Source organism: Parachitinimonas caeni (assembly GCF_030129945.1).
Classification (GTDB): domain Bacteria; phylum Pseudomonadota; class Gammaproteobacteria; order Burkholderiales; family Chitinimonadaceae; genus Parachitinimonas; species Parachitinimonas caeni.
In genome coordinates this window covers 65,040-90,475 of record NZ_JARRAF010000008.1, presented here as the reverse complement: position 1 = coordinate 90,475, position 25,436 = coordinate 65,040, and the positions used below count along the sequence as shown (strand labels likewise).

Annotated in this window: 17 protein-coding genes; 5 read left to right on the top strand and 12 right to left on the bottom strand. The window is 60.1% G+C overall.

Annotated elements, in window-relative coordinates; all coding sequences use genetic code 11:
- Position 1 precedes the first annotated feature (1 nt).
- The gene (locus tag PZA18_RS09090) at positions 2-1,216 is read right to left on the bottom strand and encodes a GNAT family N-acetyltransferase (RefSeq protein ID WP_284100512.1); all 1,215 of its coding nucleotides are present in this window, start codon (positions 1,214-1,216) and stop codon (positions 2-4) included.
- A 279-nt stretch (positions 1,217-1,495) separates the two neighbouring features.
- On the opposite strand from PZA18_RS09090, the gene PZA18_RS09085 reads away from it, so the two are divergent.
- On the top strand, positions 1,496-2,995 hold the full coding sequence (locus PZA18_RS09085; RefSeq protein WP_284100511.1) for a multicopper oxidase family protein: 1,500 nt from the start codon (positions 1,496-1,498) through the stop codon (positions 2,993-2,995).
- 132 nt (positions 2,996-3,127) lie between these two features.
- On the top strand, positions 3,128-6,496 hold the full coding sequence (locus tag PZA18_RS09080; protein WP_284100510.1) for a tetratricopeptide repeat protein: 3,369 nt from the start codon (positions 3,128-3,130) through the stop codon (positions 6,494-6,496).
- Between the two features lie 143 nt (positions 6,497-6,639).
- Here PZA18_RS09080 and PZA18_RS09075 read toward each other — a convergent pair whose 3' ends face one another.
- From PZA18_RS09075 to PZA18_RS09065, 3 genes are all read right to left on the bottom strand, one after another.
- Complete coding sequence (locus PZA18_RS09075) at positions 6,640-8,034, bottom strand: DUF1615 domain-containing protein (RefSeq protein ID WP_284100509.1); 1,395 nt, start codon at positions 8,032-8,034, stop codon at positions 6,640-6,642.
- Positions 8,035-8,119: 85 nt separating this feature from the next.
- Positions 8,120-8,866, bottom strand: coding sequence for a hypothetical protein (locus tag PZA18_RS09070; RefSeq protein ID WP_284100508.1), 747 nt, complete (start codon positions 8,864-8,866; stop codon positions 8,120-8,122).
- Between the two features lie 214 nt (positions 8,867-9,080).
- Positions 9,081-10,013, bottom strand: a complete 933-nt coding sequence (locus PZA18_RS09065) for a DMT family transporter (RefSeq protein ID WP_284100507.1) — start codon at positions 10,011-10,013, stop codon at positions 9,081-9,083.
- A gap of 88 nt (positions 10,014-10,101) precedes the next feature.
- Between PZA18_RS09065 and PZA18_RS09060 the strand changes: the two genes are divergently transcribed.
- Positions 10,102-11,016 carry a LysR substrate-binding domain-containing protein gene (locus PZA18_RS09060; RefSeq protein ID WP_284100506.1) on the top strand — a complete coding sequence of 305 codons (915 nt, stop codon included), beginning with the start codon at positions 10,102-10,104 and terminating at the stop codon, positions 11,014-11,016.
- A 53-nt stretch (positions 11,017-11,069) separates the two neighbouring features.
- On the opposite strand, the gene PZA18_RS09055 is transcribed toward PZA18_RS09060, so the two are convergent.
- From PZA18_RS09055 to PZA18_RS09045, 3 genes are all read right to left on the bottom strand, one after another.
- Positions 11,070-12,500 carry an alkaline phosphatase family protein gene (locus tag PZA18_RS09055; RefSeq protein ID WP_284100505.1) on the bottom strand — a complete coding sequence of 477 codons (1,431 nt, stop codon included), beginning with the start codon at positions 12,498-12,500 and terminating at the stop codon, positions 11,070-11,072.
- Between the two features lie 185 nt (positions 12,501-12,685).
- Positions 12,686-14,236: an ankyrin repeat domain-containing protein gene (locus tag PZA18_RS09050; RefSeq protein ID WP_284100504.1), complete on the bottom strand. Its 1,551-nt coding sequence runs from the start codon at positions 14,234-14,236 to the stop codon at positions 12,686-12,688.
- 89 nt (positions 14,237-14,325) lie between these two features.
- On the bottom strand, positions 14,326-15,066 hold the full coding sequence (locus tag PZA18_RS09045; protein ID WP_284100503.1) for a ribonuclease T2: 741 nt from the start codon (positions 15,064-15,066) through the stop codon (positions 14,326-14,328).
- Positions 15,067-15,637: 571 nt separating this feature from the next.
- On the opposite strand from PZA18_RS09045, the gene PZA18_RS09040 reads away from it, so the two are divergent.
- A complete protein-coding gene (locus tag PZA18_RS09040; protein ID WP_284100502.1) occupies positions 15,638-16,642 on the top strand; it encodes a hypothetical protein in 1,005 nt (334 codons plus the stop codon).
- A gap of 188 nt (positions 16,643-16,830) precedes the next feature.
- Here the strand turns inward: PZA18_RS09040 and PZA18_RS09035 are convergent, their stop codons facing one another.
- The 4 genes from PZA18_RS09035 to PZA18_RS09020 all read right to left on the bottom strand — a co-directional run bounded on the left by PZA18_RS09035 (position 16,831) and on the right by PZA18_RS09020 (position 22,020).
- Complete coding sequence (locus tag PZA18_RS09035; protein WP_284100501.1) at positions 16,831-17,403, bottom strand: SCO family protein; 573 nt, start codon at positions 17,401-17,403, stop codon at positions 16,831-16,833.
- Positions 17,400-18,206, bottom strand: a complete 807-nt coding sequence (locus PZA18_RS09030) for a formylglycine-generating enzyme family protein (RefSeq protein WP_284100500.1) — start codon at positions 18,204-18,206, stop codon at positions 17,400-17,402. Before PZA18_RS09030 ends, PZA18_RS09035 begins: the two co-directional genes overlap by 4 nt.
- A gap of 6 nt (positions 18,207-18,212) precedes the next feature.
- On the bottom strand, positions 18,213-19,652 hold the full coding sequence (nirK, locus tag PZA18_RS09025) for a copper-containing nitrite reductase (protein ID WP_284100499.1): 1,440 nt from the start codon (positions 19,650-19,652) through the stop codon (positions 18,213-18,215).
- Between the two features lie 91 nt (positions 19,653-19,743).
- Positions 19,744-22,020 carry a nitric-oxide reductase large subunit gene (locus tag PZA18_RS09020; RefSeq protein WP_284100498.1) on the bottom strand — a complete coding sequence of 759 codons (2,277 nt, stop codon included), beginning with the start codon at positions 22,018-22,020 and terminating at the stop codon, positions 19,744-19,746.
- A gap of 391 nt (positions 22,021-22,411) precedes the next feature.
- Between PZA18_RS09020 and PZA18_RS09015 the strand changes: the two genes are divergently transcribed.
- Entirely contained in the window at positions 22,412-22,759 is a 348-nt protein-coding gene (locus PZA18_RS09015) for a hypothetical protein (protein ID WP_284100497.1), read from the top strand.
- A gap of 167 nt (positions 22,760-22,926) precedes the next feature.
- On the opposite strand, the gene PZA18_RS09010 is transcribed toward PZA18_RS09015, so the two are convergent.
- Entirely contained in the window at positions 22,927-25,413 is a 2,487-nt protein-coding gene (locus tag PZA18_RS09010) for a heavy metal translocating P-type ATPase (RefSeq protein WP_284100496.1), read from the bottom strand.
- Positions 25,414-25,436: the final 23 nt, after the last annotated feature.

The window sequence follows — 25,436 nt, the reverse complement described above, 5'->3', positions numbered from 1 at the left end:
GTTATTCAACCTGGCCGCTTGTCTTCTTGAATGGTTGATACTCGGGGGCCTCTTCGTGCTGAATGCGACGCAGCAAGGGCCGCATCACCTGATTCAGCAAGGGCTGACGGTGGCGTAGCCAGACATGAGTGGGCTCGGGTTGGCAGCCTAGCCGCGCTTTGGGTTCGAGCGCCGTGCGACCAAAAGAGATGCGCCGGCAGCCGTAGTCGATGGCCTGTGCCAGCGCGGCGTGCAGCAGTCGCAGATAGAGCGGCACGCCCTGGTTGGCAACGTCGCGATTAAAACCGATGTGGTAAACGTAGCCGACCGGTCCGTCGCGCAAGGTGGCAACGAAACCATCGATACCTCCCTCCTTGCGGGCAATATGGAAGGTCACCTGTGGGCCTGCGGTGGCTTTGAGCGCTGGCCAGTAACTGGCATCCAATGTGAAGGGGCGCAGGCTGGCATTTTCATGCACCGCCAGATACAAGGCTTGCAGCGTGTCGGCGGCACTGGCGACGTCGTCGAGCACCTCAAGCGTGTAACCGGCGGCTTCGAACGGCTTCATCACCTGTTGTTTGATCGAACTGCGGTATTTGGAGGTCAGACTGGCCAGATAATCGGCATGTGTGCTGATGTGGTCGGGTAACGTCAGCACCATATTGGGTTCGGTTTCAATGGCGGTATAGCTAAGCCCTGCCAAGGCGGCCGCTTCCTGCTTTTCGGCTTCGCCAAAGTCTTTGATCACCACCAGATTGGTCTGGCCAGATAGCTTTTCTTCGCGTCGAACCCGATAGAGCACTTCTGCTACCGCAGGCCACAGGGCTGTGCGATCAGCGCCTTCGGCAAAACAGACGGCGTGCATGCCATAACTGAGCAGATTGCCGCCAACCAGCACACGCTGAGCCACTTTGCTTTTCAACCCGGGATTGTCACCGTGATGATCGCCAAGCTGGGCCAGGCTGACTCGTACAATCTGCATGCACACCACCGCCAGGGGCCGCTCGTCATCGGCGATCAAGGCATAGCGTGGCTCCAGCCCCTCCGGGCCGGCGGCTTCGAGCATTGCCAGATATTCGGGCGAGAAGAAAAAACTCTGTTCGCCTACCACGGCGCGCCATCGCGCCAGATCCAGCAACTGGATGCGGCTGGAAATCGCAAAGTGATAGTCGGTTGCACTGCGCAGTTGCTTGCGGGCACGCAAGCGGTTCTTCAGTTTGGTCGGAATCAGCTTCATATCGGCTTTCTTGCTTGGGCAAAGGTCTGAACCGTAGTTGGAGGGGGTGTGCTATGACAAGTTCATCGGTCATATGGAACCTGCGCAGCCGTCGGAGGTCGTTCTTGGAAGTGGCTTGCGAGTCGAACCGAGTCAACGACGCAACGCATGCATGCGCCTGCGTGGGGGCCAGTAATTTGAGAATAGCGTTATCGGCAGAGTCTTGGCGGGCCAGTGGCACCTGGCTACCTTGTTTGCCGGAGAGCCTTGAACAATATCTACATCGGGAAATCAGACAACATGAATCGACGCAATTTCTTGCTGAGCGGTCTGGCCTTGGCCTGCGCCCAGGCGTTCGGAATGGAAATGGATCACCACGCCAAACTGGTGATCAAAGGCGGCAATGCCTTTGTGCCGCCGGCGAACATCCGCTTGCCGGTCGGGCAACCGCTGCGGGCTTTGCCACGGCTGGCCAATCAGACCAAGGAAGCTGGGGTGTTCAAGGCCAAGCTGGTTGCTGCTCCGGCCACGCTGGAACTGGTCCGGGGCCATAAAACCCAGGCTTGGGCCTATAACGGTCAGCTACCCGGTCCAGCCATCGAGATTGCGGCCGGCAGTCGGGTCGAAATCGAATTCGAAAACCACCTGCCACAAGCCACAACGGTCCACTGGCATGGTCTGCCAGTGCCGGCAGATCAGGATGGCTCCCCCCATGACGCAGTACAGCCGGGAGGGAGCCGCCTCTACCAATTCACCTTGCCGGCCGATTTCAGCGGCACCTTCTGGTACCACCCGCATCCGCATGACGACACGGCAGAGCAGGTGTTTCGCGGTCTGGCCGGCGCCTTTGTCGTGCGAGACCCCAAAGACCCGCTTGCCCATCTGCCCGAACAGTGGCTGCTGATCAGCGATCTGCGGTTGGACAAGTCAGCGCAGATTCCTGCCAACACTCTGGCCGACTGGGCCGATGGGCGGGAAGGTCAATTCGTCCTGATCAACGGCCAATGGCGACCTGCTGTTGCAATGGCGCCGGGCAGCCTGAATCGGATTCGTATCTGGAATGCCTGCAGTGCCCGGTATTTGCGCCTGGCGCTACCTGGCGCACGATTGTTTGTCGTGGGGACAGACGGAGGACTGATCGCGGCCCCTTACGAAGTGCGCGAATGGTTGCTGGCGCCAGCGCAGCGCGTGGAACTGCTGATTGAAATGCCGATGGCGGCTAAAGGCAACAAGCTGACCCTGCTGGCCGAGCCCTACAAACGCGGCAGAATGGCGACCCCGGAGCAGAAGCGTGCCTTGCCCTTGGCGGACGTTGTACTGACCGGTGAGAAGGTCGCAACGCCGGCCATGCCAGAGAAACTGCGCGAAATTCCGCCCTTGCCCGAGCCCACCAGCAGCAAGCGCATCGTCTTCAGCGAAGAAATGGGCGAGGTACGCAGCCCTAAAGACTTCGGCTTTTTGATCAACAGCAAGCGCTATGAGCACGACCGGATTGATTTCGTCAGTGTGGTGGGTGAAACCGAACTGTGGGAGGTGATCAATGGTTCGAATATGGATCATCCCTTCCATCTGCATGGTGTGCAGTTTCAGGTGGTGGCGACAGTGCGTCAGGGCGACGCCATTTCACCGCCGTTCCTGTCCTGGCAAGACACCATCAACGTCGCGCATGCCGAGCGGGTGCGACTGAAGGTTCGCCAGGATCATCCGGGGCTGCGCATGCTGCATTGCCACATTCTGGAACACGAGTCACTGGGCATGATGGCGAATCTGATGGTGAATGCCGCCCCAACCCCGGCTTAGGCACTGCTTGCCAAGCCAACGCAGCGAGGCCCGGTTTTTGCTTGGTAATAGTACCGGCTTGCCATCACGACGGGTACACCTAAGCTGTAGTATTCGGTTTTTTTAAACCGAATAACCAATGGAGCATCTTCAATGCCCCGACAAACACTTCGCCTCTCGCTGCTCACCTGTGCGCTAGCCGCCTGCTTGCCGGCATTGGCTGCGGATCTGGCACATATCGTGTCGATGACGGGCAGCGGCGATTGGCGCCCGGATTCCGATCCCGCCTGGCGTGTGGCCAAGGTCAAGCTGGGACTGCCTGCGGAGAGCCACGTCCGCACTGGCGATCTGGCCAGCATGAGCCTGCTCTTTGCGGATGGTGCCCAAGTCAAGCTCGCCCAGAATGCTATTTTCCAACTCAAGGCGGTGCCCAAAGAGGGGACGGTGTTAGACCTCAAGCGGGGTCGAGCCTGGAGTCAGGCCAAGGAAACCCGTGGCCAGCTACGCATGCAGACGCCATCGGCACTGGCTGCGATTTCTGGCACGGATTGGGAAATGCAGGTCGATGATGACGGGCGTTCGACACTGACCGTACTGCATGGCCGCGTTGAATTCTCGAACGCGTTCGGCCGGGTGTCGGTGGGTGGCGGCGAAGCCGCCGTCGCCGCAGTGGGTCAGGCGCCGGTCAAGATCCAGCTGCAGCGGCCGGCAGAGCGCATCCAATGGGTGAACTACCGCCAGATTGATCTCGCCGCATACCCGGAAACCCGCTTCAAGGATACCCATGCGGAAACGCTGGCCTTGCAGGCGGTCGCCACGCATCTGCAAGCAGGTCGGATGGCTGAAGCGGCGACAGCGCTCGAGGCTCTGCCAGCAGATGCCCGGCGTAGCGCGGTGCCGGGCCTGTTGCGTGCCGAGCTGGCGGCGTTGGCGGGCGACATCAAGGCAAGCCAGCGTTGGCTGGATGAAGCGTCTGCCCGCTTCCCGAACGAGGGGCGGGTTCCGGCGGTTCAGGCCCGCCTGCTACTGGCCGCCGACCAGCCCGCCGAAGCCCGCAAGCTGGTAGCGGCAGCCGTTCAGCGCTTTCCGGCGGAACCGGAATTGATGCTGGTGAGTGGTGATCTGGCCCGACTGGATGGGCGCGAGGCAGCGGCTCGTGCGGCTTACTCTGCGTTTCTGGCTGGCCGGCCGGATGATCCACGCGGCCGCCGTGGTCTTGCGGCGATGGAGGTCGAACGCGAAGATCTGCCGGCGGCTCGCCAGCAGTTGATGGCGGCGCTGGCTGGTGGCGATAGCCCCGGTCTGCGGGGAGAGCTTGGTAATGTCGAGGCCCTGCGCAGTGATTGGCAGCAGGCCCACACCCAGTTCGATGCGGCATTGGCAGCGCAGCCCGATGACTATGTCGCACTCACCGGCCGTGGCGTGGCACGACTCAAGCAGGGGCAGAATGCGGCCGCCCAGACTGACCTGCTCGCCGCAACGCTGGTCGAACCCCTGTATGCCCGTGCCTATGCTTATCTGGCCGTTGCTTACTATCGGCAAGGTAAACAGAAAGCAGCGCTTGACACCCTGGCGCGCGCCAAAGAGCTGGACCCGAATGACCCCCTGCCTTACCAGCTGGCAGCGTTGATCGAGCAGGACCGCATGGCCCCCTCTGCAGCCATCGACGAGGCACAGGGGGCCATGCAGCGATTGCCCTTCCTCAAATCGTTGAACCCACTGGGCGTTGACCAGCAAGGGAGTGCCAACCTGGGAAGCGGTTTTGCTGCGTTCGGTCTGGAGAGTTGGGCCATGAGTTATGCCCAGCGTTCTTACGACCCACTATGGGCGGGTAGCGAGTTTTTCCTCGCCAACCGCTACCGTGGCGAGTATCTGAAGAATTCATCCTTGCTACGTGCCTATCTGGCCGACCCGCTGACATTTGGCGCACCGAGCGATCTCAGCCCGCTGGTAGTGACGCCGGGTTCCCATCTTTCGCTGACTGGTAATGTCACCTTGGGCCGGCAGTTCCGGGCCTATGGCACCAGCGCCTCTGCCTATGGCATGAGCAATGCGAGCATGCCGCTTGCCTGGTTTACCAATGCCGAATATCTGAAGGTGGACCCGAAACAGCTGCCGCTGGATGGCCATCTGGCCAACTACACTCTGGCGCTGGGCATGCAGCCCACTTACGAACTGCGCGCCTTCCTGTTTGCCAACCGAACCGATGGCGACATGATCGTGCCCGACCCGCAAGGCGATATTGGCCCCAGCCGTTCGGTAGTCGATCGGCTGGATGCGGGCATCAACTGGCGGCATAGTCCGACCGCTCAGACCTGGTTCAAGCTCGGTTGGGGGCGTTGGGATGACGACAGCCAGCGCTCGGTGGGGATTTTCAACCGCAGTGCGCAGCAGGCGCCAACGCAGCAGGATGTGCAATGGCGACACGTCATGCGACTGGGTGGCCATGAGTTGATGTTTGGCTCCGAGCACGAACGGGCCGATCAGACTCGGGAGTCCGTCTCCATAGGTACGGTGCCGCTTGCCGGGGGAAAGGTCTTTACCACCCGCAACCTTGAAACGCGTGATTTTGATCGACGAAACAGCCTGTACTACATGAGTGATCGCTTGCGCCTGAGCGGTTTGGAGGTTGATGGTGCCTTGGCATACAGCAGCATCGATGCCCGCAGGGAAAACAGTAATCGCACCTTCCAGAATGACAAACTGGTGGCGACTTTCCATAAGCGCTGGGACGTTGACGACGATGGCTGGCTGCCAAGTGTTGGTGCTGTGGCGGCGTTTGGGCAGGATAGTCGTTTGCGGCTGGCAGGACAGACCTGGCGGCGTGGTTGGGGCCCCGCCACCTTGGCACCCATCAGCAATGGCGGGATTCCGGTTGATGATGAAGTGGTGCTGCCGGGCGGGCGCCTTGAGCGCTTCCGGTTGCAGTGGGAGTCCGACTACGGCCGCTTTGCCTTTGCCAAGTTCTTTGCCGATTACAAGGAAGTCAAAAACCTGCTGTTCAGCGGTGGGGAGCCGGCCGAGGGGCAAACCGCCACGACTGCGGCTTTCGATATTCTGCAGCGGCGCAAGATTCCGGGGCTGGGTAATGTCGAATACCTGGAAAGCCCGATCTCGATCGGCGCGGGGCGGATCTGGACTTCGGGTGCAACGGCCGATGTCGTGCTGAGTCCCAATCTGAGTGCTTATATTGGCTATGTCCGGTCGAAGGGCGTCAATACCTCGGGGATTTTCAAAGACTTCGAAGTGCCTAATCTGCCGCGCCATCGCTTTGCCTTGGGTTCGACCTGGCTGCCGGGCCAGCGCTTCAAACTCGAAACCCAGATGACCTATCTGACGCGTCGCTATACCAGCGAAGCCAATCTCACCGAGAGCTACAAGCCTTCGGGCTGGACCGGTAACGTCGTGTTGTCCTGGTCGTCTCCCGACAAGCGCCTGGGGGTATCGGCCTTCACCACAGGCCTGTTCCGCAAGGATGACAATCAGTTCTTTGCCGTTCGGCTGGATTGGCATCCGTTCTAGACGGTGCGGTCATTGAACGTGCGTCGGCGCCAAACCCGGTTTGGCGCCGACCTGGGCGCAGCAACAGCGCCTGATCTTCAAATCCCCCTATCGCATTAGGCTCTGTTGACATTTTGTTTCGGGAAGCAAAACGTCAACAGAGCCTAAATCGTTGGCACCCGTGCCATGCACAGGCGGAAGCGTCCATCCACGCGCTCAGCAAACCAGGCGGTTGTCAGTTTGCGCTGGATTTTCGGGCCAGACAGCTTGATCTGTGGCAGGGCTTCGCGGCTCAAGGGCTTGCCTGCTGCCTTGTCGGCGAGCTCATAGACTTTCCGGTAGAGCAGGGTCTGGCCAAAGCGTTCGGTCTTTTCGCTTTGCAGGTCGCGTTCGATGTCTGACCGGCTCATGCCCAGCTGCGGTGTCAGTTTCAGCAATGCGGACAGGGTGTCACTGGCTTCGCGGCTGGGGGCGCCCCGTTCATAGCGGAGCAGGTCGCCATCCGGGGTCAGGCGCTGAGGTTTGGCGGCTGGCTTTGAGCCCTTGGCAGATTTGCTGACCACTTTGGGGGCGGGTGCCGTCGTTGCTGTGCTACTACTCGCCAATTTATCGACCGCCAGCTGGAAAGCCGCGTTACGACTGGCATAGCGCCCGGCGTTGAAGTCAGCGAAACGGTAGATCTGGCGGCTGTAGTCGGCACGGTAATGCAGCAGGTGAGCAATGCCGAAATACAGTCCGCCACGACGGCTGAAGACTTCATGGCGGATGCTGTCACCGATCGGATAAGGGTACGGCCAGGCTTTGGCATGGGCTTGGGCAAATTCGACGCCAACCTGCATGGGTCCGCCCGTGCGGATCGGGTTGGAAATGCTCGGCAGATGCCTGCGCCCCAGCTCGGCAACGATTTCCTCGAACAGAGCATTCATTTCCTTCTCGGTGCGCAGTGCGTTGATGCGGGTGTTGTAACTGCGCCCATCGCGCGAGCTTTTGCTCATGGCGGCTTGAATCAACACCAGCGGTACATGGTAGCGCTCGGCCCGTTCGCCAATTTCCTTCCATACCATCTTGCCAAGACCCGGCACGACCGGATCGGCCTGCCAGCTTGATTCCTGCTCAATGACAGACAGCGCACCGCAGAAGTACTCGGCGGTATAGGGGATCTTCAGCGTGGCGAAGGCATTGAAGATATCGTCACTCCAGCCTGCACGGTCTTTGATTTGCCGTGGCAGCAGGGCATCGAGCAGGCGCCGGCCCTCTTTATCGTTCTGCCAGGCCGGTACGGGAGCGGGCGGCGTGATGGCCGGTGCAACGATCGGCGGGGTAACGCTGACCGGGGCGGTATCGACAGGCGGATTGCTGTTGACTGGCTTGGGCAGGTTGGCGGGCGGTGGTGGCTCCGGCAGTCGTGCCGGTGGCGTGACCACAACCGATGGTTGGGCAGGCGTTGCCTCGACCGGTGTAAACGTGGCTTTGCCAGGACTGGCGCAGGCAAACAGCTGGCTCAGCAGCGCCAGCGCTACGGCTTGCTGCAAGGGGCGGAATCGGGATGGGGGGCGCATGATTCGGGCATGGGATATTGAGAAATCTGCGCGCCAGACCGGCGCGCAGAGGCTGATGGCAGCCAAGATGCTGCCTTGCCGGAAATTACTTGCCGCGCAAGCCTTGCTCGGCCAGATTCAGCCATTCCTTGTTGATCGACTTGGCGTGATGGTGCCAGTGCCGGCTGTCGGCAATCACCTCTTTATACAGGGCGATAGCCTGGCTGGTCTGGCCGCGCTGTTCCAGCCACTGGGCGTAGCGGCATTTGGCCTCGGGGCCGGTGGCGGACTTGATTGCGGCTTCGAAGGCTGGGCCGGCTTCTTCGCGTCCCAGCTCGGCCAGACTACGGGCGTATATCAGCGAGGTGGCTGCCTGACGCCGGGTCTCCGGGGCGTGGCCGAACAGCGTTTCGAGGGTGCTGGCTGCGGTGGCGTAATCGCCAGCCAGCATGCTGGCCTGGGCCAGACCGGTCAGGAAGGAGGCGTCTTTGGCAAAGGGGCCCGCTGCACACTGGCGATAGTGTTCAGCGGCCTCGGCTGCGGCACCCGAAGCCAGCAGCGCAGCGGCCAGCCGGGCCCGGTTGGCTGCGGTGGCGGTGAGTTCGAATGCCTCGGTGGCGTCGCGCAGCTCACGCTTCGGGTCTACCAGCTGGTTGAGCGTGCGCTTGGCAACTTGCGCCCCACGGCTGTTCCGTAGTTCCGGCAGGTAGATCACGATGAAGTAAACGATGCTGCCGAGCAGGGGGAAGCTGAATAAAACGATCAGCCAGAAAAGATTGTGGCCGCGTCTGAGGGCATGAATACCGAAATACAGCGCGATGAGGATATGTAGTCCGAGTCCGAAAAAAGGCATGGTAAGGCAAGCCCGCCTAGCAGAAACCGAGGCGGGGCAATCTGTTGGATGAAATGTTGCCTTTATACCGGAAACGGCTGCATTTTTCTGCCGAGGTGGAGGCTCTGGCAGGGCGTCGCCCCGCCCCGGAGGATTTCGCCGGAAAGCGGCCTGGCCCGGTGTTGCAGACCGCTTTCCGGCGACACGTGTGCTACCAATCCAATGTCAGCAGAACCTATTTGCTGCGGGCGAGCCAAGAAACTCCGCCCATCACCAGGCCCAGCCCCAGCGCCTGCATCCAGGTGAAGGATTCCCCGAGTAACAACCAGGCAAAGACGATGGTCAGCACGGGCCCCAGCGTGGCATAGCCGGCCGCGACGCCTGCGCCCAGCCGTCGAATTGCCGCTGCCAGCAGGGCAATGGGGAGTACGGTGCTGAACACGGCCATGGCGGCGCTATAACCCCAGATGATGCCAGGCAGCTTGGGCAGCACAGTGAAATCGCCTACTGCGGCGAAGTGCGCAAGCACCATACCGCTGGAGGCGGCGCCCGCCCAGCCTGCCATTCGGGTGGAGCCGATCCGCTTGGCCAGCTTGCCCACACCCAGGTAATACAGTGCATAGCTGACAGCACTGGCAAAGACCCAGGCTGCGCCAATCAGTACGGTGTGGCCATCGGCGCGTTGCTGCAGATCATGCCCAACTGCCGCGAAGATGCCGATATAGCAGACCAGCATCGGCGGCCAGGCTTTGGCGGGAATAGGCTGCTTGAGCAGTACGGCGCCAAACAGCAGAACCAGCGTTGGGTAGGTGAACAGGATCAGCCGCTCCAGGCCGGCGCTGATATAGAACAAGCCGATGAAGTCGGTAAGGCTGGATAGGTAGTAACCCAGAAAGCCGATCAGCAATAACAGCCAGATGTCCTGCCGGCCGAGTGGGCCAGCGCCCCGTTCACGCCAGGCCAGCAGCAGGAACAGTGGCAGGGCCAGCACCATCCTGAGGGCTAGCAGGGTGATCGGGTCAACTGGATAGGCAGCATAAGAGAGCTTGACGAAGATGGCTTTCATCGAAAAACCGGCAGCCGCCAGCATGGCCAGTACCCGGCCATCCAGCAGATACTGACTCAGCCCTTCTCGTGCCACGAATTGTTGGACCAGGGCTTTGCTCATGATGCACACTCCAAATGTCGAATTTTCATTATTTTGCGCTGAATGCCTCCTTAGCAGAATGCGCCATTATTCAAGAGGGTCTTCGTAGATGACGAAGCCATTGCGGTTTGATTTTGCCGACTTGCGCCTGCTTGTCGCGATTGGCGATAGCGGGAGTCTCTCGCTGGCGGCCAGCCGCCTGCCATTGGCGCTGTCGGCGGCCAGTCATCGCATCAAGCAACTGGAAGCCAGACTGGAACTGACGCTGTTCGAGCGCAATGCGCAGGGAATGGTCTGCACCCCAGCCGGGCGGCTGGCAATCGAGCAGGCCCGGCAAGTGTTGGCGGCGGCTGATGCGATGCAGACAGGGTTGAACGCGCTGCAGGCGCAACGCCGTACCCGGCTGACGCTACGGGCCAATACGGTTGCCAACAGCTCCAGCCTGCCCGGCCTGCTGGCCGAGTTCATGCAGGCCAACCCGCTGATCGACATCCTGCTGGAAGAGTGCCCGAGCCGCGACGTACTGGCCGCCCTGCGCGCCGGGGAAGCGGATGTCGGAGTGATAGACGGTGCTTATCCTACCGATCTGACCACCTTGCCCTTCCGTCAAGACCGGCTGGTGTTGCTGGCGGCGCGTTCGCATCCGCTGGCGCAGCTGGGGCACTGCAGCTTTGTCGAGGCGGTGGAGCACGCTTTTGTCGGCCTGAGTGGGGGGCGGTCGATTCAGGGCTTTATCGAGCGCATGGCGGGCTTGGCGGGCAAGACCATCAACTTCAGGGCACATGCGCCGAACTTCTCGGCGATTGCCCAGTTGGTGGCCGGCGGTGTAGGGGTGGCGCTGGTGCCCAGCCCGGTGGCGCAACGCTATGCCGAGGCGCTGGATCTGGCGATGATCGTCATCGACGACACCTGGGTCAGTCGCGAGATGCGCCTGTGCGTGCGTTCGGGCGAAGAGACAAGCGGCCCGGTGCGACAGCTGCTGGTTTTTTTGAGTGGTCTTGGTGAAGGGAGCGGGCCCGGCTGAGCTTCCTTTCCATGATCTGCAAAAGCATGCTCAACCGGGTTTGGACTCACCGCTTATCGGCGTAGATGACGGGTGTTCTGCCAGGCGCGGGTGCGTTCACGGATGTAATCGTCGTAGTCCTCAGATGTTTCCAGCGCGCCACGGTCGCGATGGTACTCGTGTGCGCGAGGCACCGGCAGCCGCGCCACCAGATCGGCATGGACCTGTTGCAGGTGGGATGGCTTGGTCGGGTTGGGGTGAACACCATTGGAATTCGGCGGTGTAACGTGCGCCAGCGGGTTGTCGGTGCGTACAGCGTGGCTGTTCAGCACATCCCAGAAATCTGGGGCTGCGGCGTCGCGGGCGGTCAGGCTGGCCAGGTTCCAGCGCCGTTCGATGCTTTTGAGCACCGAGGTGTGGTCAAGCGGCGTGTCGCTGCGGGTGCGATAGATGGTGTTGGGTTTGATCAGCGGTGAAATCAACAGCGTGGGCACCCGAGGGCCAAAGCGGCGGAAGTCGAAGCCGAATTCGCCCACGCTGCTGTCCGGCGGCGTCGCGTTCCAGGGTGGGTCTACGTGGTCGTAGCAACCGCCGTGTTCGTCGTAGGTGATGACCAGCAGTGTCCGGCTCCATTGCGGGCTGTTGCGCAGGGTGTTGTAGACGTCAAAGATCAACTGCTCGCCCAACGCAACGTCGCCGACGGGGTGCTGACTGTTGCCGGTTTCGCTCCAGCTGGGTTCCAGAAAGACGAACGCTGGCAACTGGCCGGATTGGGCGGCTTGCTGGAAGTCGCTGAACAGACCAAAACACTGCTCGGGGGCATCGGTAGTGTCGGGGAAGTTATGGCGGGTCAGCGGCGGGGCATCGTAGCCATAAATGGCCCAGGGGACTTCCGCCTTGCTCAGCAAGCCGAAGATGCTGGGACAGGTGAAAGTCTTGGTATTGTCGTCAAGATGGCCTTGTGAGGTGGCGGCCAGCGCAAAGGCGCGATTGGGCAGCGTCTCGGTTGGTACCGAGCAATACCAATGGTCGCAGACCGCGTAAGACCGGGCCAGCGTCGAGAGCACGGGCAACATCTGCGGGGTGAATATGCCCATGATGTCGTTGGCGGTGGTGCCGTCCTTGATGGTCCAGCTGGGTTTCTGCGATTCCCAGCCCAGCGTGTAGGCATAGTCGTTGACGAAGCCAAGATTGGATTGGCCGGGGGGCGGGGGCTCGCTGGGGGCGTTGATATTGCCGAACAGCTGCGAGTTGGTGGCCTTGTAGCCTTCGCCCGGATCGGCACCCGGCATGAAGTAGCCATTGGGCGTGTCGGGGGTGATGCGGAAAACCTGAACCGGCTGGCCGTTTTTATCCGGGTTGGTTTCCTTGCCGGTCAAGCCTTCAAAGGTCTGTCCTGCCAGGGCCGGATCATTCGGGCCATACAAGAAACCCAGCATATGGTCGAAAGACCGGTTTTCCAGCATCAGTACGACTACGTGATCAATATCCTGCATGCCTGCCATGGTTGCTTCCTCCTGGTTATGGCGGGCCGCTCCATCTCCTTGTTGGGGGCTGACGCGTTGTTACACGGCCGGAAATCAAGGATCTTCGAGCTGCCCTGTCGTCAAAACGTCTTCTCTTTGGCTATCGGAGTGATAGGACGGATTCGGGAGGGGAGCAAGCCGAGGGCGAGGCGGGGTGGGCCTGTTCAGTACCACCACTTCAGCAGAAAGGCCAACCAGTCGTGGCCATATTGCTTGGCATGATCGGCCGCCGTACGCCCAGCCGCATCGCGTTCATCGGTTTTGGCGCCAAGCTGCAACAGGTATTTGATGCACTCACGACTTCCCCCTTCCGCTGCATGCATCAGATAGGTTTCACCGGGATGGGCAGATTGAGCAGGCGTGGGGCGCAACAGATCGACGCCGCCTTCACGCAAGGTAGCCAGCACCTTGCAGCGGCCCCAATAGGCCGCAAAATTTCCTACCGGGTAGTTATACGGGCCGGCTTGACCCGGGTTGGCGCCTGCCGCCAGCAGGGCTTTGATGGCCGCATGGTTCTCGGTTGCCATCGGCAGCAGCAGCCCAGGGACGGCGGCATTGCCGAACTGCGCCGGCATGACGATGCGCTGATCAGGTGAGACGCCCGCTGCCAGCATCGCTTTGAGCACTTCCAGTCGGAATGGGTAGTAGAGCGCTGTGCTATAGGGACTCCAGCCCTTGCTGTCCTGATGCAGCGGGTTGGCGCCGTGCTTGAGCAGGAGGCGCGCCAGTTCGCCCAGGCCGTCGATGCTGGCGTAGTGCAGCGCGGTGCGGCCTTCGCGGCCAGGGCTGCTGTCGATCTGATCTACTTTGGCGCCGGCTTGCAGCAACTGGCGGGCAATGGCGACCTTGTTGTCCCAGGCCGCTTCAAGCAGGGGGGGTAGCTGCTCATTGCCTGCCGGCACGTCCGGATTCGCACCAGCCTGCAGCAGTGCCTGCACCAATTCGGAATCCGCACTATGAACCGCTCGCAACAACGGCGTTTGCGGGCTGCCACCTTCCCCCGGCAGCGTGGCGGCTTCATTGATGGCCTCGCGGGTCGCTGGCTCTGCAAGCGAGCGTTTGAGCTGAACCGGGCAACGCCAGGCAATTGCCTGATGCAGGTTTTCGACCTGCGCGCAGGGTTGCTGGCTGACCGGTAAACCGGTGGCTGCTGCCCAAGGTAAACCGGGATAGTGTCCCGCCGTCCAGGGTAGACTGCTGGTGCTGAAGCGCAGCTCTGGTCGCGCAAAAGGCAGGTGGCTCAAGGCGAGTGCCGTACCGCTTTTAGCAGTGCTATCAATCGGCACCATCAGTGAGAAGTTTCTGAGTTCCCGATCCCTGCCGAATAACAGCGGTTGCTCCAGACTGAGCGCAGAGCTCAGGACCTCCGGCTGCCGGGTTTCGGTTGAGGAAGGCTTCAGACTGACCAGAGCCAGCCGGATACCGACGATGGGGTCGCAACGGTCAGAGCAACGTTGCGCCCCGCCATAGCGCACTTGCAGGCGCGCGACCTGTATCTGCAGCGAATCTGACCGCAAAAACCAGCGGCCTTCCATGTCGAATTGGAGAGCGCCATACGGGTAGCGAAAGTTGAAAGGCCCTTGTGCGGACGGGGCTTCGCTGAGCGGGCGTTCGATTTGTAGCGGACGACGGCCATCGTTACTGGCTGATGCTGACGTGCAGACCGGCAACAAGACGAGCGGTAATAGCGCTTGGCAAAAATGGGCTGACTTCATGTCGATTTCATGGGGCAGGGGACTCCCCATCATAGCGGCAACTTGCCATACCCGAAGTTTGCCGCGCCGGGCGGCGCGGCGCTGATGCGTCAGAACCTGGCGATATAAATATTGCTGCTCGGGCAATTGCCGGCCTGGCCTGCGTCCATCACCAGACTTGATGCGGAAGGGAACTGATCGAGGGTGTCGGCATTCAAGGCAATCCATGCTTCGGCAAAGTAGCTGACCCCGCCCGACTTGGTACATTTAAGCGAAACCGCCCGCCGTGCATTGCTGCCGAAGCTGGCATCAAACGCATTCAGCAAGGCGTTGCGGCTGACCGTGCGGCCACGATTTGTCACCAGAAACTGGTTGAAACTGGTACCACCGAGCTGCTGGGTCAACCACTGGGCCGTGGCAAAGTAATCGACGGGTGCTTGTCCGGCGCAGCTGCCGTGCTTGTACCACTCGTGATAATCCAGGCAGGAATCCACCCCCGGCATCTGCTGCGCCAGACTCTGGCGGAAGCTGCTGCTCAGACCATAGTCGCCCATCTGGCACCACTGGCTGTTGTTTTTGTCCATGCCGACAACCTGCGACGACACCCCGCAGTAAGCCGGATGGTTGCCGCCATAGCGATTGGGCCACAGGCCGTGCAGGCTCATATGGCTGGCAGTCCAGCTGCTGCTGGTCAGCGTCTGGCACTCGGCCTTGTCGGCATGCGTTGCGCAGAAGCCTGGTTGCCAGGATGCGGCAAACAAATAGTAATCAAATGAATCGGCCTTCACAGCCTGAAAGCTGCTGAAAATAGCCAGACCAGCAAACAATATGGTCTTTGATTTTAATTTCACGATCCTTCTCCTCGGCGGCAAAAAAAGGGCCTGCAACAGAAGGCGTCTGGTTCGGGTATTTAAAATGGCAAATTATTTTCTGCAGCATCATGAATTAAAATTGTTTTGCCGCAGTCTATTCAGTGGTTTTATGCCAATACTAAATACCAGACCCAATTCCTTCCGGCAGGCCGGTGTGGCAGGTGGCGACCAGGGGGACGGCTACTCACCAACCCAATAATTTGGCTTCTTGACTACGCAATAAACAGCTTATTGCGAGCCGCAGTGTATGCGGGTTGTGTGAAATGGCTTTTGCGGTTTCTTGATGAATTTGCGTAATTAAAACGACAAATTCTTTACGGCCGGATGAATGACATTAACGGCCACAGCACGCCGGGGAGCAAGGCTTACGATTTTTCGTAGAGGCCTACCAGGTCGTTTTTTAAAACAAACTGGTCTATGTTGAGAGAACAGAACGCTTGCCGGGGGCATCCACGTGACATCTGGCAAAAAGCTCGAAGCGCTGGCTTTATCCCACTGTGTAGTTTCTTTATGACGACGCTGAACATTTTTCGCCCATTGCGGGCTTTAGATGATTGCCATGGCAAAAAGGGTCAAGACGCTACTTTCGCCTGAAATGCAGTGGGAAAGAACGATTGAGTATTACGACTTTTTATATAGAACCCGTTGGAAGGGCGACAGGCCCGATCCGCCGCCAAAGCGTTTAGGAGATATGGTGGACTTGGGTTTCTTTACACCGGACTTCCGTGGGTGGATCAGTGCGCAGCGGAGTGTGATGAATGCTCGCACGCCAACTTTTTTAATTATAGCTGTGGATGACGAAATTTGGGTGGCAAAGGAGAATCATCGATGGTTTGTGAAAGGGGATATATTTTTTATTTCTGGCAAAAATGGGATGTCCAAACGCTTCGGAATGACCGGAGTCAGTTCCAAGGGGGTGCGGCTCTGTAATTGCCATATACCTATTCGGTACGGAAATTTGGATGAGGGACAATTTTGGGGTGATTTCATTGGCAAACAGTGGAATGACCCGGACGTTGGGCGCTATGTCGCTGACTTACGCGCAGGTCTCCGCAGCCGGGTAAGCGCGGATAGCCCGGCAACCGCCAGCTGTTCATTATTGGCAAGTGTCGAATTAAGCAATATTTGTTTTAATGGATTATTCAAATCAGGTCGATTGCCAATGAGAAAGTGGGATTTTCGAATTTATCTCCGTTTTTATCGGGATGGATTTGTAAGATGTTGCCGCGCTATAAATAATCGGTTAGGCCCTGAATTGATGACGTCTCCTGAATCAGATACGCTTCTGGGTCAGGCATCTATACAGGGGCGTTTATCCTCGGCGAGGAACAAGATATGGGGCCCTGATTTGGCCCAAGGAGTGGTAAGACAGTCTGGAAATGTTGTGTCGTTTGATTTGTTAATTTCAAATAAAGTCATTGCGCACTATGAAGGTGAATTTAGACTTGGCCGGCTATATCTGACGTGCCACAGCACCGACAGCTATTTTGCCCACGATGAAATACCGTTCCGTTTCCATCCATTTAATCTAGACGCCAGGGAAGATCAAACCTGATTTAAGGAGAGATCGTTCCATTTCAATTCTCTTGCTTCATGCGCCCGTCTGATCGTGGCAATCTGTTATCAACGTTCCGTGACACTCTTCGGCGGGTAGCGGCGGGGGCAAGAGTCCTTGCGACCATTGCTGTCTTCCGGCCCGAGGTTGCCCTGTTTACCGCCCCATCCCCCGCCTTGTGAGTCGCTTTATTTCAGCTGGGCCTGCAATGCAGCCACGATGGCCGGATCGGCTTTGTTGCCGAGTTTGTCGCTGCTGGCCACGATGCGGCCCTGGCGGTCGGTGACGATCAGCTTGGAAGAGTGGTTGATCTCGCCGTTTTCGAGCTTGCGGTAGCGAATGCCGAGCGAGGCGGCCAGTTGCCGGGTGTGGGTGTCGCTATCGCTGACGGCAAATAGCCAGGGCGCGGCACTCATGCCCTGTTCGTGGGCCATGTGGCCAAGCGATTGCGCGGTGTCATGTTCGGGATCAAGGCTCACCAGTAGGGCGGTGATGCGTTCGCGCTGTGCAGCAGGCAGGGCATCGACGGTGGCTTTGACGCTGTGCAGGATGACGGGGCACGCGGTTTTGCAGTTGCCGTAGAACATGGTGATCAGCAGGGGTTTGCCGGCAAGGGCGGGTAGTTCAACGGCTTCGTTGCGTTGCGAAGTCAGTGGCATTTTCAGTTGCAACAATGAATCGGTAGGCAGGGTTGGGGCTGCCAGCAGTTGGCTGCTGACAAGCAGACCAGCCAGCAGGCTGGCAAAACGGGTGATTTTCATGATGTCTCTCGTTTGATGGGGGCGGCTGCGGGCGGTGTAGCCGGGACATCGCGGGCGCAGCGAAAGCCCAGGGTGCTTAAGGTGTCGCGGCCCGCTAGCGCGGACAGCATGGCAATCCGCATCAGGATGGCGTAATTCTCGCGGTCGTCGAGCGAGAGCGCGGCCGCGCCACAGGTTTCCAGCGTTTTCTGTTCGCCTTGCGACCGGCTATCGACGGTGACAAACAGGCCATTGAAGTCTTCTACCCATTCGTAAATGGCGCCGTGCAGATCGGTAATGCCCCACAGGTTGGCATCGCGCCCCACTGGGGGCAGGCTGCCAGTGGCTGGCCGCTCGTACCAGCGCAGAATGCGGGCCCGCCAGGCGGGGTCTTGCCGGGCATCGGCGCGCTGGGCGTCTGCGGCGGCGGCAAGTTCCCATTCATGCCAGCGCGGCAGTCGGGCTCCTTCGCTCTCGCAGAAGGCGCTGGCGGCAAACCAGCTGACATGCGTCACCGGTATGTTCGGCGCGATGTCGCCCGGTCGAACCGGGTCCGCCCAATGTGATAGATAGCTGCCACCGGCCAACAGGCTGGGTACCTTGCCACGTTGCCATTGGGGCTGGCGGCTGACAAAAGCCTGGAATTCGGCATTGGTAACCGGCTGGCTGCGCAGCAGGAATGGCGCAACGGTGACCGGCTTGTCATCGACCGGTAAAGCGCTGCGAAAACGCCCGCCGGGCACAGGCAGATAGTCTGCACCGTGGCCCGGAAGGCTGATAAGGGCGAGCAGGAGCCCGCCCAGTAGGTAAAGAGGGTGCCGCATGGTCTTTTACTTGGTGGCGCGCAGCTTCTTCACCTGTTCCGGGGTCAGTACCGGTTTGCCATTGTTATATTTGACGTTGATGTAGTTGAGCACCTCGGCCACTTCGTTGTCCGATAGATCCTGTGGCGGCATCACCGAGTTGTACTTGATGCCATTGACCGTAATCTCGCCAGCCCGGCCACCCAGCACAATACGTGCGGCTTCTTCCGGATTTTTCTGCATGAAGTCGGAGTTGGCGACAGGCGGGAAGACGCCCGGTACGCCCTGACCATTGGCCTGATGGCAGGCAACGCAGTTCTTCTCGAAGACAGCCTGGCCGATGTTGTGGCTAGGGGCCTTATCGTGTGGGGGCGGTTCGGCGTTACCGCCTTCTTCACCGTGCGCAGGCAAGGTCGCGGCAGCCGAGCTTGCCTTGATGATGCCCTTGCTATAGATGTCGGGCCGGTCCGGTCCGGTCACGGCCAGCAGGCCCACCGCGCCCTTGTTGAAGGCACGGGTCAGTGAGTGGTCAACCAGGGTCAGGTTGCCCGGTACTTTCGGCACGAACTCGACAATGGCCGACCCACCTGCCGGTACCAGCGTGGTCTGGACGTGTTCCTGATAACGGCTGCCGCCTTCGAAGTACACCTTGTCGAAAATGGCGCCGATCACATGGAAGCTGGACGTGAGGTTGGGGCCACCGACACCGAAGAAGATCCGCACTTTTTCGCCCGCATTGGCTTTCAGCGCGTTCTTGCCGGTCAGTGCCCGGTCGGCGCCGTTGAACACCACATAGGTAGGCTTCTCATCAATGGCCTTCTGCATATCGAAGGGTTGCAGACCGCCCGCCCGATAGCCGCTGGTGGTGTAGAAATCCCCCTGCATCACGTAGTACTCGCGGTCTACCTTGCTCATGCCTTCTTTGGGCTCGACCATGATCATGCCGTACATGCCATTGGCGACGTGCATGCCAACTGGCGCAGTTGCGCAGTGGTAAACATAGAGGCCGGGGTCGAGCGCCTTGAAGCTGAAGACGCCTTCCTGTCCGGGGGCCAGCAGTGTTTGCGGTGCCCCACCGCCAGGGCCGGTGACCGAGTGCAAATCGATGTTGTGCGGCAGCTTAGAGCTGGCCAGATTCTTGATATGCAATTCGACGGTATCGCCTTCCCGCACCCGGATCATCTTGCCCGGCACGGTGCCGCCGAAGGTCCAGAAGGTGTAGGTGGAGCCTTGGGCGATTTCGCGTTCGACTTCTTCAATCGTCAGCTCGACCACAACCCGGGCCGGTGTCTTGCGGGTGATTTGCGGGGGCAACGCTGGTGGCGCCACCAGCGTCTGGTGAATGACCGGCAGATTTTCGGCTTTGACGGCTGCCGGTGCTTTCTGGCTGTTGACCGCGCCAGAAACCGTTAACGAGGCCAAGGCAGTGAGTGTGGCGACGGCAGTGACTTTCAGCAGATTTTTCATCTTTGAATATTCCACAGGGAAACCTGATCGCGGCGATCAGGCAAAAGTGGCTGGTCCGACGCCAGTACGCCCTTGCGCGGACCAGCTAACGTCAGGCCCGGTTGGGTAGGGGCGATACCGCCGGCTCAATCGGACGTGGTACCAACAGCAGGCGAATCGCAAACCAGGCGAGGCACAGGGCACCCAGCGCAAACACCACATCACCCGGTACGCGGGCCCAGACGAAGGCGTGCATCAGCCCCGAATGGATGATTTCCGGCGAACGGGCATACCAGAGCCCCTCGCTGACACTGGCCCACGCCTGATAGATGCCCGATGGCAGTACCGACATGAACACCATCATTGCCAGCCCGATATTGAGCAGCCAGAAGGCTGCCCCCACCAAGCGATCCGACCAGGCAGCGCGGGCCGACAGGCTGCGCAGACAGAACAGCATCAGGCCGATGCCCAGCATGCCATAGACCCCGAACAAGGCGGCGTGACCATGTGCGGCCGTCATGTTCAGACCCTGCACGTAGTAGAGCGAAATGGGTGGATTGATGGCGAAGCCAAGCAGACCAGCGCCGACCGTGTTCCAGACGCCCACCGAGACAAAACACAGGATGGGCCAGCGCCAGGCGGCTACCCACGGCGCGGCTTTGCTGCGGCGGTAGGTTTGCCAGCCTTCCAGACCGATCAGGCTCAGCGGGACCACTTCAAAGGCCGAGAACACGGCACCGACCGCAATCACGCCCGTCGAGGCACCGGTGAAGTACAGGTGATGCAAGGTACCCAGAATGCCACCGCCCAGAAACACAATGGTTTCGAGCACGATGGCGCGGTTGGCACTCTCCATCTTGATTAAGCCGAGGCGGGCGAAGATCAGCGCAATCACGGCGGTGGCAAAGACTTCGAAGAAGCCTTCCACCCACAGGTGCACCAGCCACCAGCGCCAGTATTCGATCATCGAATAATGGCTGTGCTGACCCCATGCCAGCGATGAGGCGTAGAACAGACCAATACAGCTGGCTGATAGGAAGACCATCGCAATCAGGCCACGGCCTTCTTGCGCCTTACGGATGGCGGGGATCAGCGCACGGCCCATCAAGAGCAGCCAGAACAGCAAGCCGACGAACAGCAGAAGCTGCCAGACCCGGCCCATGCTGGTGAATTCCAGCCCCTGGTTACCCACCCAGAACGCGAACTCCACGCCGCGCCGTTGCAAGGTACCCAGCCAGCCGGTGGCGGTAGAGCCGACCACAATGAAGATCAGTGCCCAGAACAGTACATCGACCCCCAGTTTTTGATATTTGGGTTCGTAGCCTGCGAGCAGCGGTGCAATGAACAGACCAGTTGCCAGCCAGGCCGTGGCAATCCACAGCACGCCAAACTGGGTATGAATGGTACGGCTGACGACGAAAGGCAGTACTTCCGCCAGCGGAATCCCAAAAAAGCCCGATCCTTCGACAGCAAAGTGCGCCGTGACGGCCCCCATGCCGATCTGAACCAGAAACAGGCCGATCACCACCACAAAATACTTGCGGGTCGCCAGCATCGACGGGGTGGGTTTGAGCGAGAACAGCGGGTCTTTGTCCGGGGTACGTGGCGACTCATCGTGATCGCCGCGCGCAGCGTGGAACCACACCATGGCGGCAATGCCCGCCAGCAAGAGGATGATGCTGGCAACCGACCACAAGCCATTGGCGGTGGTTGGCGTGTTGTTCACCAGCGGCTCGTGCGGCCAGTTGTTGGTGTAGGAATGCAGTGCTTCACCTGGGCGATCGGCTGCGGTAGACCAAGCCGACCAGAAGAAAAACGCGGTCAGGGCTTGGCGGTCGGCTTCATTCGGCAGCAGATTCGCATTCATCGCGTATTGCTCGCGCAGCCCATTCAGCGACGGGTCGGCGCCATAGAGCGCCAGATAGTGGCTGGCGACACTGGCGATGGCTTGGGCCCGCAGGTCTGAGACCACAATCACGTTGCGATCGGCATTGAACCCGTTGTACCGCATTTCGCTGACCAGTCGCTTCGACACCACGGCCTGCTGATCGGCATCGAGTTGCGCGAATGGCTTGCCTGCCACGGTTTGCGCCAGCAATTCGCGCAGGGCGACGGCTTCACGATGCAGCCAGTCTGCGCTCCAGTCCGGGGCGACATAGCTGCCATGCCCCCAGACGGTGCCCAGCTGCTGTCCGCCAGATGCCAGCCATACCCGCTGGCCCATATCAATCTGCTCACCACTGAACAGCGGTTTGCCACTTGCTGTTTGCACCTGCTGCGGTATCGGCGGTGCCGCCAGCCAGATTTCCCGCCCCATCCAGAGCAGGGCGGCAAAGGACAGCGCAAATACCAGCGCCAGCCCTTGCCAGATGCGTCGATTCGATTTCATTGCCAGGCTCCATTACAGATAAAACTGTTAAGAAGAAATTTGAATGTTTTTTAAATTATCGATCCGGCAGGTTTGAGGAAACGCAGGTCTGGTTGCGAGGGCAGCAACAAAATTCAAAAGCTTGATTTCGGTCAATGCTAAATAAATACAAAAAAAACAAGCCATCCACCCCTGCCTTGGCAAGTGCAAACTGTTGTAAAGGCGTCGCAGCACCGGGCCGCTTCAGATGAAATAGTGATACGAATGGACTGAATAAATAACTGGCCTAAAGTACTAGGCCGGGGTGCTGGATGGGGTAGTCCGCATTGCGGGGCGGCAGGACAAATGGCCTGCTCTGTGCGGCCGCAAGAATTATCGGGATGATTGAAGGCAACGAACTTGAGGTGCCGGAATGAACCCTCTAACCGTCAGTCAGCTATTCAGTCAGGCCAGACCGCTAAATGGCCAGCATATTGTGGTGGTCGGACGCTTGCGCGTCGGCATTGAACAGCAGGAGCTATGGGCTCTGGATGACTTTGCACCGGACCCTGCAGTTCTTTTTGCGCCAGCAGTCTGGATTTCGACCTATAAAGGCCGGCTGCTACCCTGGCAGGATGACGGTTCGGTCGTTCGTATTTCCGGCAAATTGCTGGTAGCACCCAATCCCGTCTGGCCCGGGCTGGGGCATATGGGAGGCTATTGGCTTGAGCTGAAGATGGGGAAACGAGACAGAGTGACGGTTGTGAATGGAATGGGGTGATTAGGTTCTGTTGACTAAGGTTTGTAGATCGCGTTGCGCCGGAAAGCGGCCTGGAACAAGGCGCAGAGCGTCGTTAGGGATCGCTTATTTCGCTCGCTAAACCGCGTTTACCCTGCCTCGCCCCAAAACTCGATCCGGCGCGACTGTACACCTTGCGTCAACAGAACCTAGCCCGACCTGGGCTTGGTGGTGGAATAGCCGGGTTTGGCCAGCCGTAATGCGTTGACAACTACCAGTAGTGAGCTGCCCGCCATGCCGAGGCTGGCAAGCCAGGGGGTGACGAGACCGCTGAGGGCAAAGGGGATGGCGACCAGGTTGTAACCGAGTGACCACCATAGATTCTGGGCGATGATAGTGCGGGTGCGGCGGCCGAGTGTGACGCCATCGGCGATTGCACCCAGATGCCCTATCAGAACCAGATCACCCGTGGTTTGTGCGAGGTCGGCCCCTCCGGCGACGGCAATCGAAACATCGGCGGCGGCCAGCACCGGCGCATCGTTGATGCCATCCCCAACCATCAAGACGCGACGCCCGTGCGCCTGCAGATTCTGTACATACTCGAGTTTGCCGGCCGGGGTCTGCTCTGCCCGTTGATGGGGGATGCCCAGCTCGCCTGCAACGGCTAAGACCGGGCCGCTGGCATCGCCACTGACCAGATGCAGGGTGATGCCGGGGTGAATGGTGCGCAGGCGTTGCAGGGCATCGGCCGCCTCGGGGCGAATGCCGTCGCCGAGTGCGAACGCAGCCAGCCACTGACTTTCATTGGCCAGTGCAACGATGGTGTGGGCGGTCTGCCAGCCTGACAAGGCAGGCGGCGGCGCTTCGGCGCAACCGTCTGCCACAAAGCGCGGGTGGCCAATGCGCAATCGCTGACCATCCAGGCACGCTTCGATGCCGGCGCCGGGGTGGTTGGCAACATCGGAAATTGCCAGGGCGGGGACTTCTATGCCGTGGCGAATAGCCTTGGCCAGCGGGTGCTCAGAGGCGGCTTCCAGGGCTGCGGCGAGTTCACGGGCGGGGCCTTCCGGCATGGCCAGCGGCAAGGTCGCCAGCACACGGGGTTCACCGTGGGTGAGGGTTCCGGTTTTATCGAAGACCGCATCGGTGACATGCGCCAGCGATTCGAGCGCATGGCCTCGTGTTACCAGTAAGCCTTCTCCGGCCAGCCACCCTGTTGCCGCTGTCAGTGCCGCTGGCGTTGCCAGGGAGAGGGCGCAAGGGCAGGAGATGACCAGCACCGCGACGGTAATCGGCAGGGCGTGCTCGGGTGCGACACCGTGCCAATACCCGTAGCCAATCGCTGCAATGATCAGCAATACCAGCACAAAATGGGCTGCGACCCGGTCTGCCAGCTGTGCCAGCCTGGGTTTGTCGCCCATCGCACGGTCGAGCAGGCGCACGATGGCAGAGAGCTGGGTGTCCTGGCCTACCTGTGTGGCACGAATGATCAGGGGCGAGTCGAGATTGATGGCGCCGCCAATCACGCTGGCGCCTTCTGTCTTGGCAATCGGCCGGCTTTCGCCGGTTAGTAGCGATTCATTGGCCGAGCTTCGGCCCTCCAGCACTTCGCCATCTGCCGGAAATGTCTCGCCCGGTTTGACCAGCAGGATGTCGCCGGCCTTGAGCGAGGCAACGGTGACGGTATCCGGCTCGCGATTGGCGGGAAAGCCCAGCAGACGGTGGGCAAAGGCCGGTATGAGTTTGATCAGCGCCTCGGCTGCAGCGCCGGCTTTGCGACGGGCAACCATTTCCAGATAGCGCCCCCCCAGTAACAGAAAGACAAACATCGACACGGAGTCGAAGTACACCTCGCCCCGCCCGACCACCGTTGCATGCACGCTGGCGATGAAGGCGGCGAGCACGCCCAGGGTGACGGGAGCATCCATACCAACCCGGCGTGCTTTGGCGTCGCGCCAGACGCCGAGGTAGAACGGCCAGCATGAGTAGACGACGACTGGCAGGGTCAGAATCAGGCTGGCCCAGCGCATCAGGCGCTCCATGTCGGCTTCGATGGTCCCGGCACCGGCCAGATAGACCGGGACGGCGTACATCATGACCTGCATCATCGACAGGCCGGCTATCCACAAGCGGTTGAGCGCGCTACGGCGCTCTTGCTGGGCCAGCTGCTCGTGGCGGCCGGGGTCGTAGGGGTGGGCGCGGTAGCCAATACTGGCCACAGCCGCCAGGATGTCGGACAGCTTGATCTGGTTTTCATCCCAGCGGATGCGGGCGCGATGGGTGCTGTAGTTGATGCCGACTTCCAATACGCCCGGCAGGCTGGTCAGGTGTCGCTCATTGAGCCAGACGCACGCGGCACAGGTGATGCCTTCGAGAATCAGCGCGGCTTCGCGGGCATTGCCTTCATCGCGCACAAAGCTGGCTTGTACTTCGCGCTGATCGTAGAGCTTCAGCGTATTGGTCAGCTCGGCGGGCAGAGGGTCGCTCCGCGAGGGCAGGGTGTCTCGCTGGGCGTAGTACTGATCCAGCCCCGATTCGATGATGGTGCTGGCAACGGCCTGACAACCCGCACAACAGGCTGCCCGGGTTTGCTGTCGGTACTGGATGGGGTAGGTCGGTGGCGTCTGGGCATCTGCCGGTACGGGCAGGCCACAGTGAAAACACTGGCTGTTTGGAGAGGAGGTATCGGTTTGCATAGGCGCAATTGTAGGGCAGAGTG

What these genes read in the sequence shown, in the direction of transcription:
- PZA18_RS09090 (WP_284100512.1), bottom strand. Translation starts at nt 1,216, where the DNA reads ATGAAGCTGATTCCGACCAAACTGAAGAACCGCTTGCGTGCCCGCAAG.
- PZA18_RS09085 (WP_284100511.1), top strand. Translation starts at nt 1,496, where the DNA reads ATGAATCGACGCAATTTCTTGCTGAGCGGTCTGGCCTTGGCCTGCGCC.
- PZA18_RS09080 (WP_284100510.1), top strand. Translation starts at nt 3,128, where the DNA reads ATGCCCCGACAAACACTTCGCCTCTCGCTGCTCACCTGTGCGCTAGCC.
- PZA18_RS09075 (WP_284100509.1), bottom strand. Translation starts at nt 8,034, where the DNA reads ATGCGCCCCCCATCCCGATTCCGCCCCTTGCAGCAAGCCGTAGCGCTG.
- PZA18_RS09070 (WP_284100508.1), bottom strand. Translation starts at nt 8,866, where the DNA reads ATGCCTTTTTTCGGACTCGGACTACATATCCTCATCGCGCTGTATTTC.
- PZA18_RS09065 (WP_284100507.1), bottom strand. Translation starts at nt 10,013, where the DNA reads ATGAGCAAAGCCCTGGTCCAACAATTCGTGGCACGAGAAGGGCTGAGT.
- PZA18_RS09060 (WP_284100506.1), top strand. Translation starts at nt 10,102, where the DNA reads ATGACGAAGCCATTGCGGTTTGATTTTGCCGACTTGCGCCTGCTTGTC.
- PZA18_RS09055 (WP_284100505.1), bottom strand. Translation starts at nt 12,500, where the DNA reads ATGGCAGGCATGCAGGATATTGATCACGTAGTCGTACTGATGCTGGAA.
- PZA18_RS09050 (WP_284100504.1), bottom strand. Translation starts at nt 14,236, where the DNA reads ATGAAGTCAGCCCATTTTTGCCAAGCGCTATTACCGCTCGTCTTGTTG.
- PZA18_RS09040 (WP_284100502.1), top strand. Translation starts at nt 15,638, where the DNA reads ATGATTGCCATGGCAAAAAGGGTCAAGACGCTACTTTCGCCTGAAATG.
- PZA18_RS09035 (WP_284100501.1), bottom strand. Translation starts at nt 17,403, where the DNA reads ATGAAAATCACCCGTTTTGCCAGCCTGCTGGCTGGTCTGCTTGTCAGC.
- PZA18_RS09030 (WP_284100500.1), bottom strand. Translation starts at nt 18,206, where the DNA reads ATGCGGCACCCTCTTTACCTACTGGGCGGGCTCCTGCTCGCCCTTATC.
- nirK (WP_284100499.1), bottom strand. Translation starts at nt 19,652, where the DNA reads ATGAAAAATCTGCTGAAAGTCACTGCCGTCGCCACACTCACTGCCTTG.
- PZA18_RS09020 (WP_284100498.1), bottom strand. Translation starts at nt 22,020, where the DNA reads ATGAAATCGAATCGACGCATCTGGCAAGGGCTGGCGCTGGTATTTGCG.
- PZA18_RS09015 (WP_284100497.1), top strand. Translation starts at nt 22,412, where the DNA reads ATGAACCCTCTAACCGTCAGTCAGCTATTCAGTCAGGCCAGACCGCTA.
- PZA18_RS09010 (WP_284100496.1), bottom strand. Translation starts at nt 25,413, where the DNA reads ATGCAAACCGATACCTCCTCTCCAAACAGCCAGTGTTTTCACTGTGGC.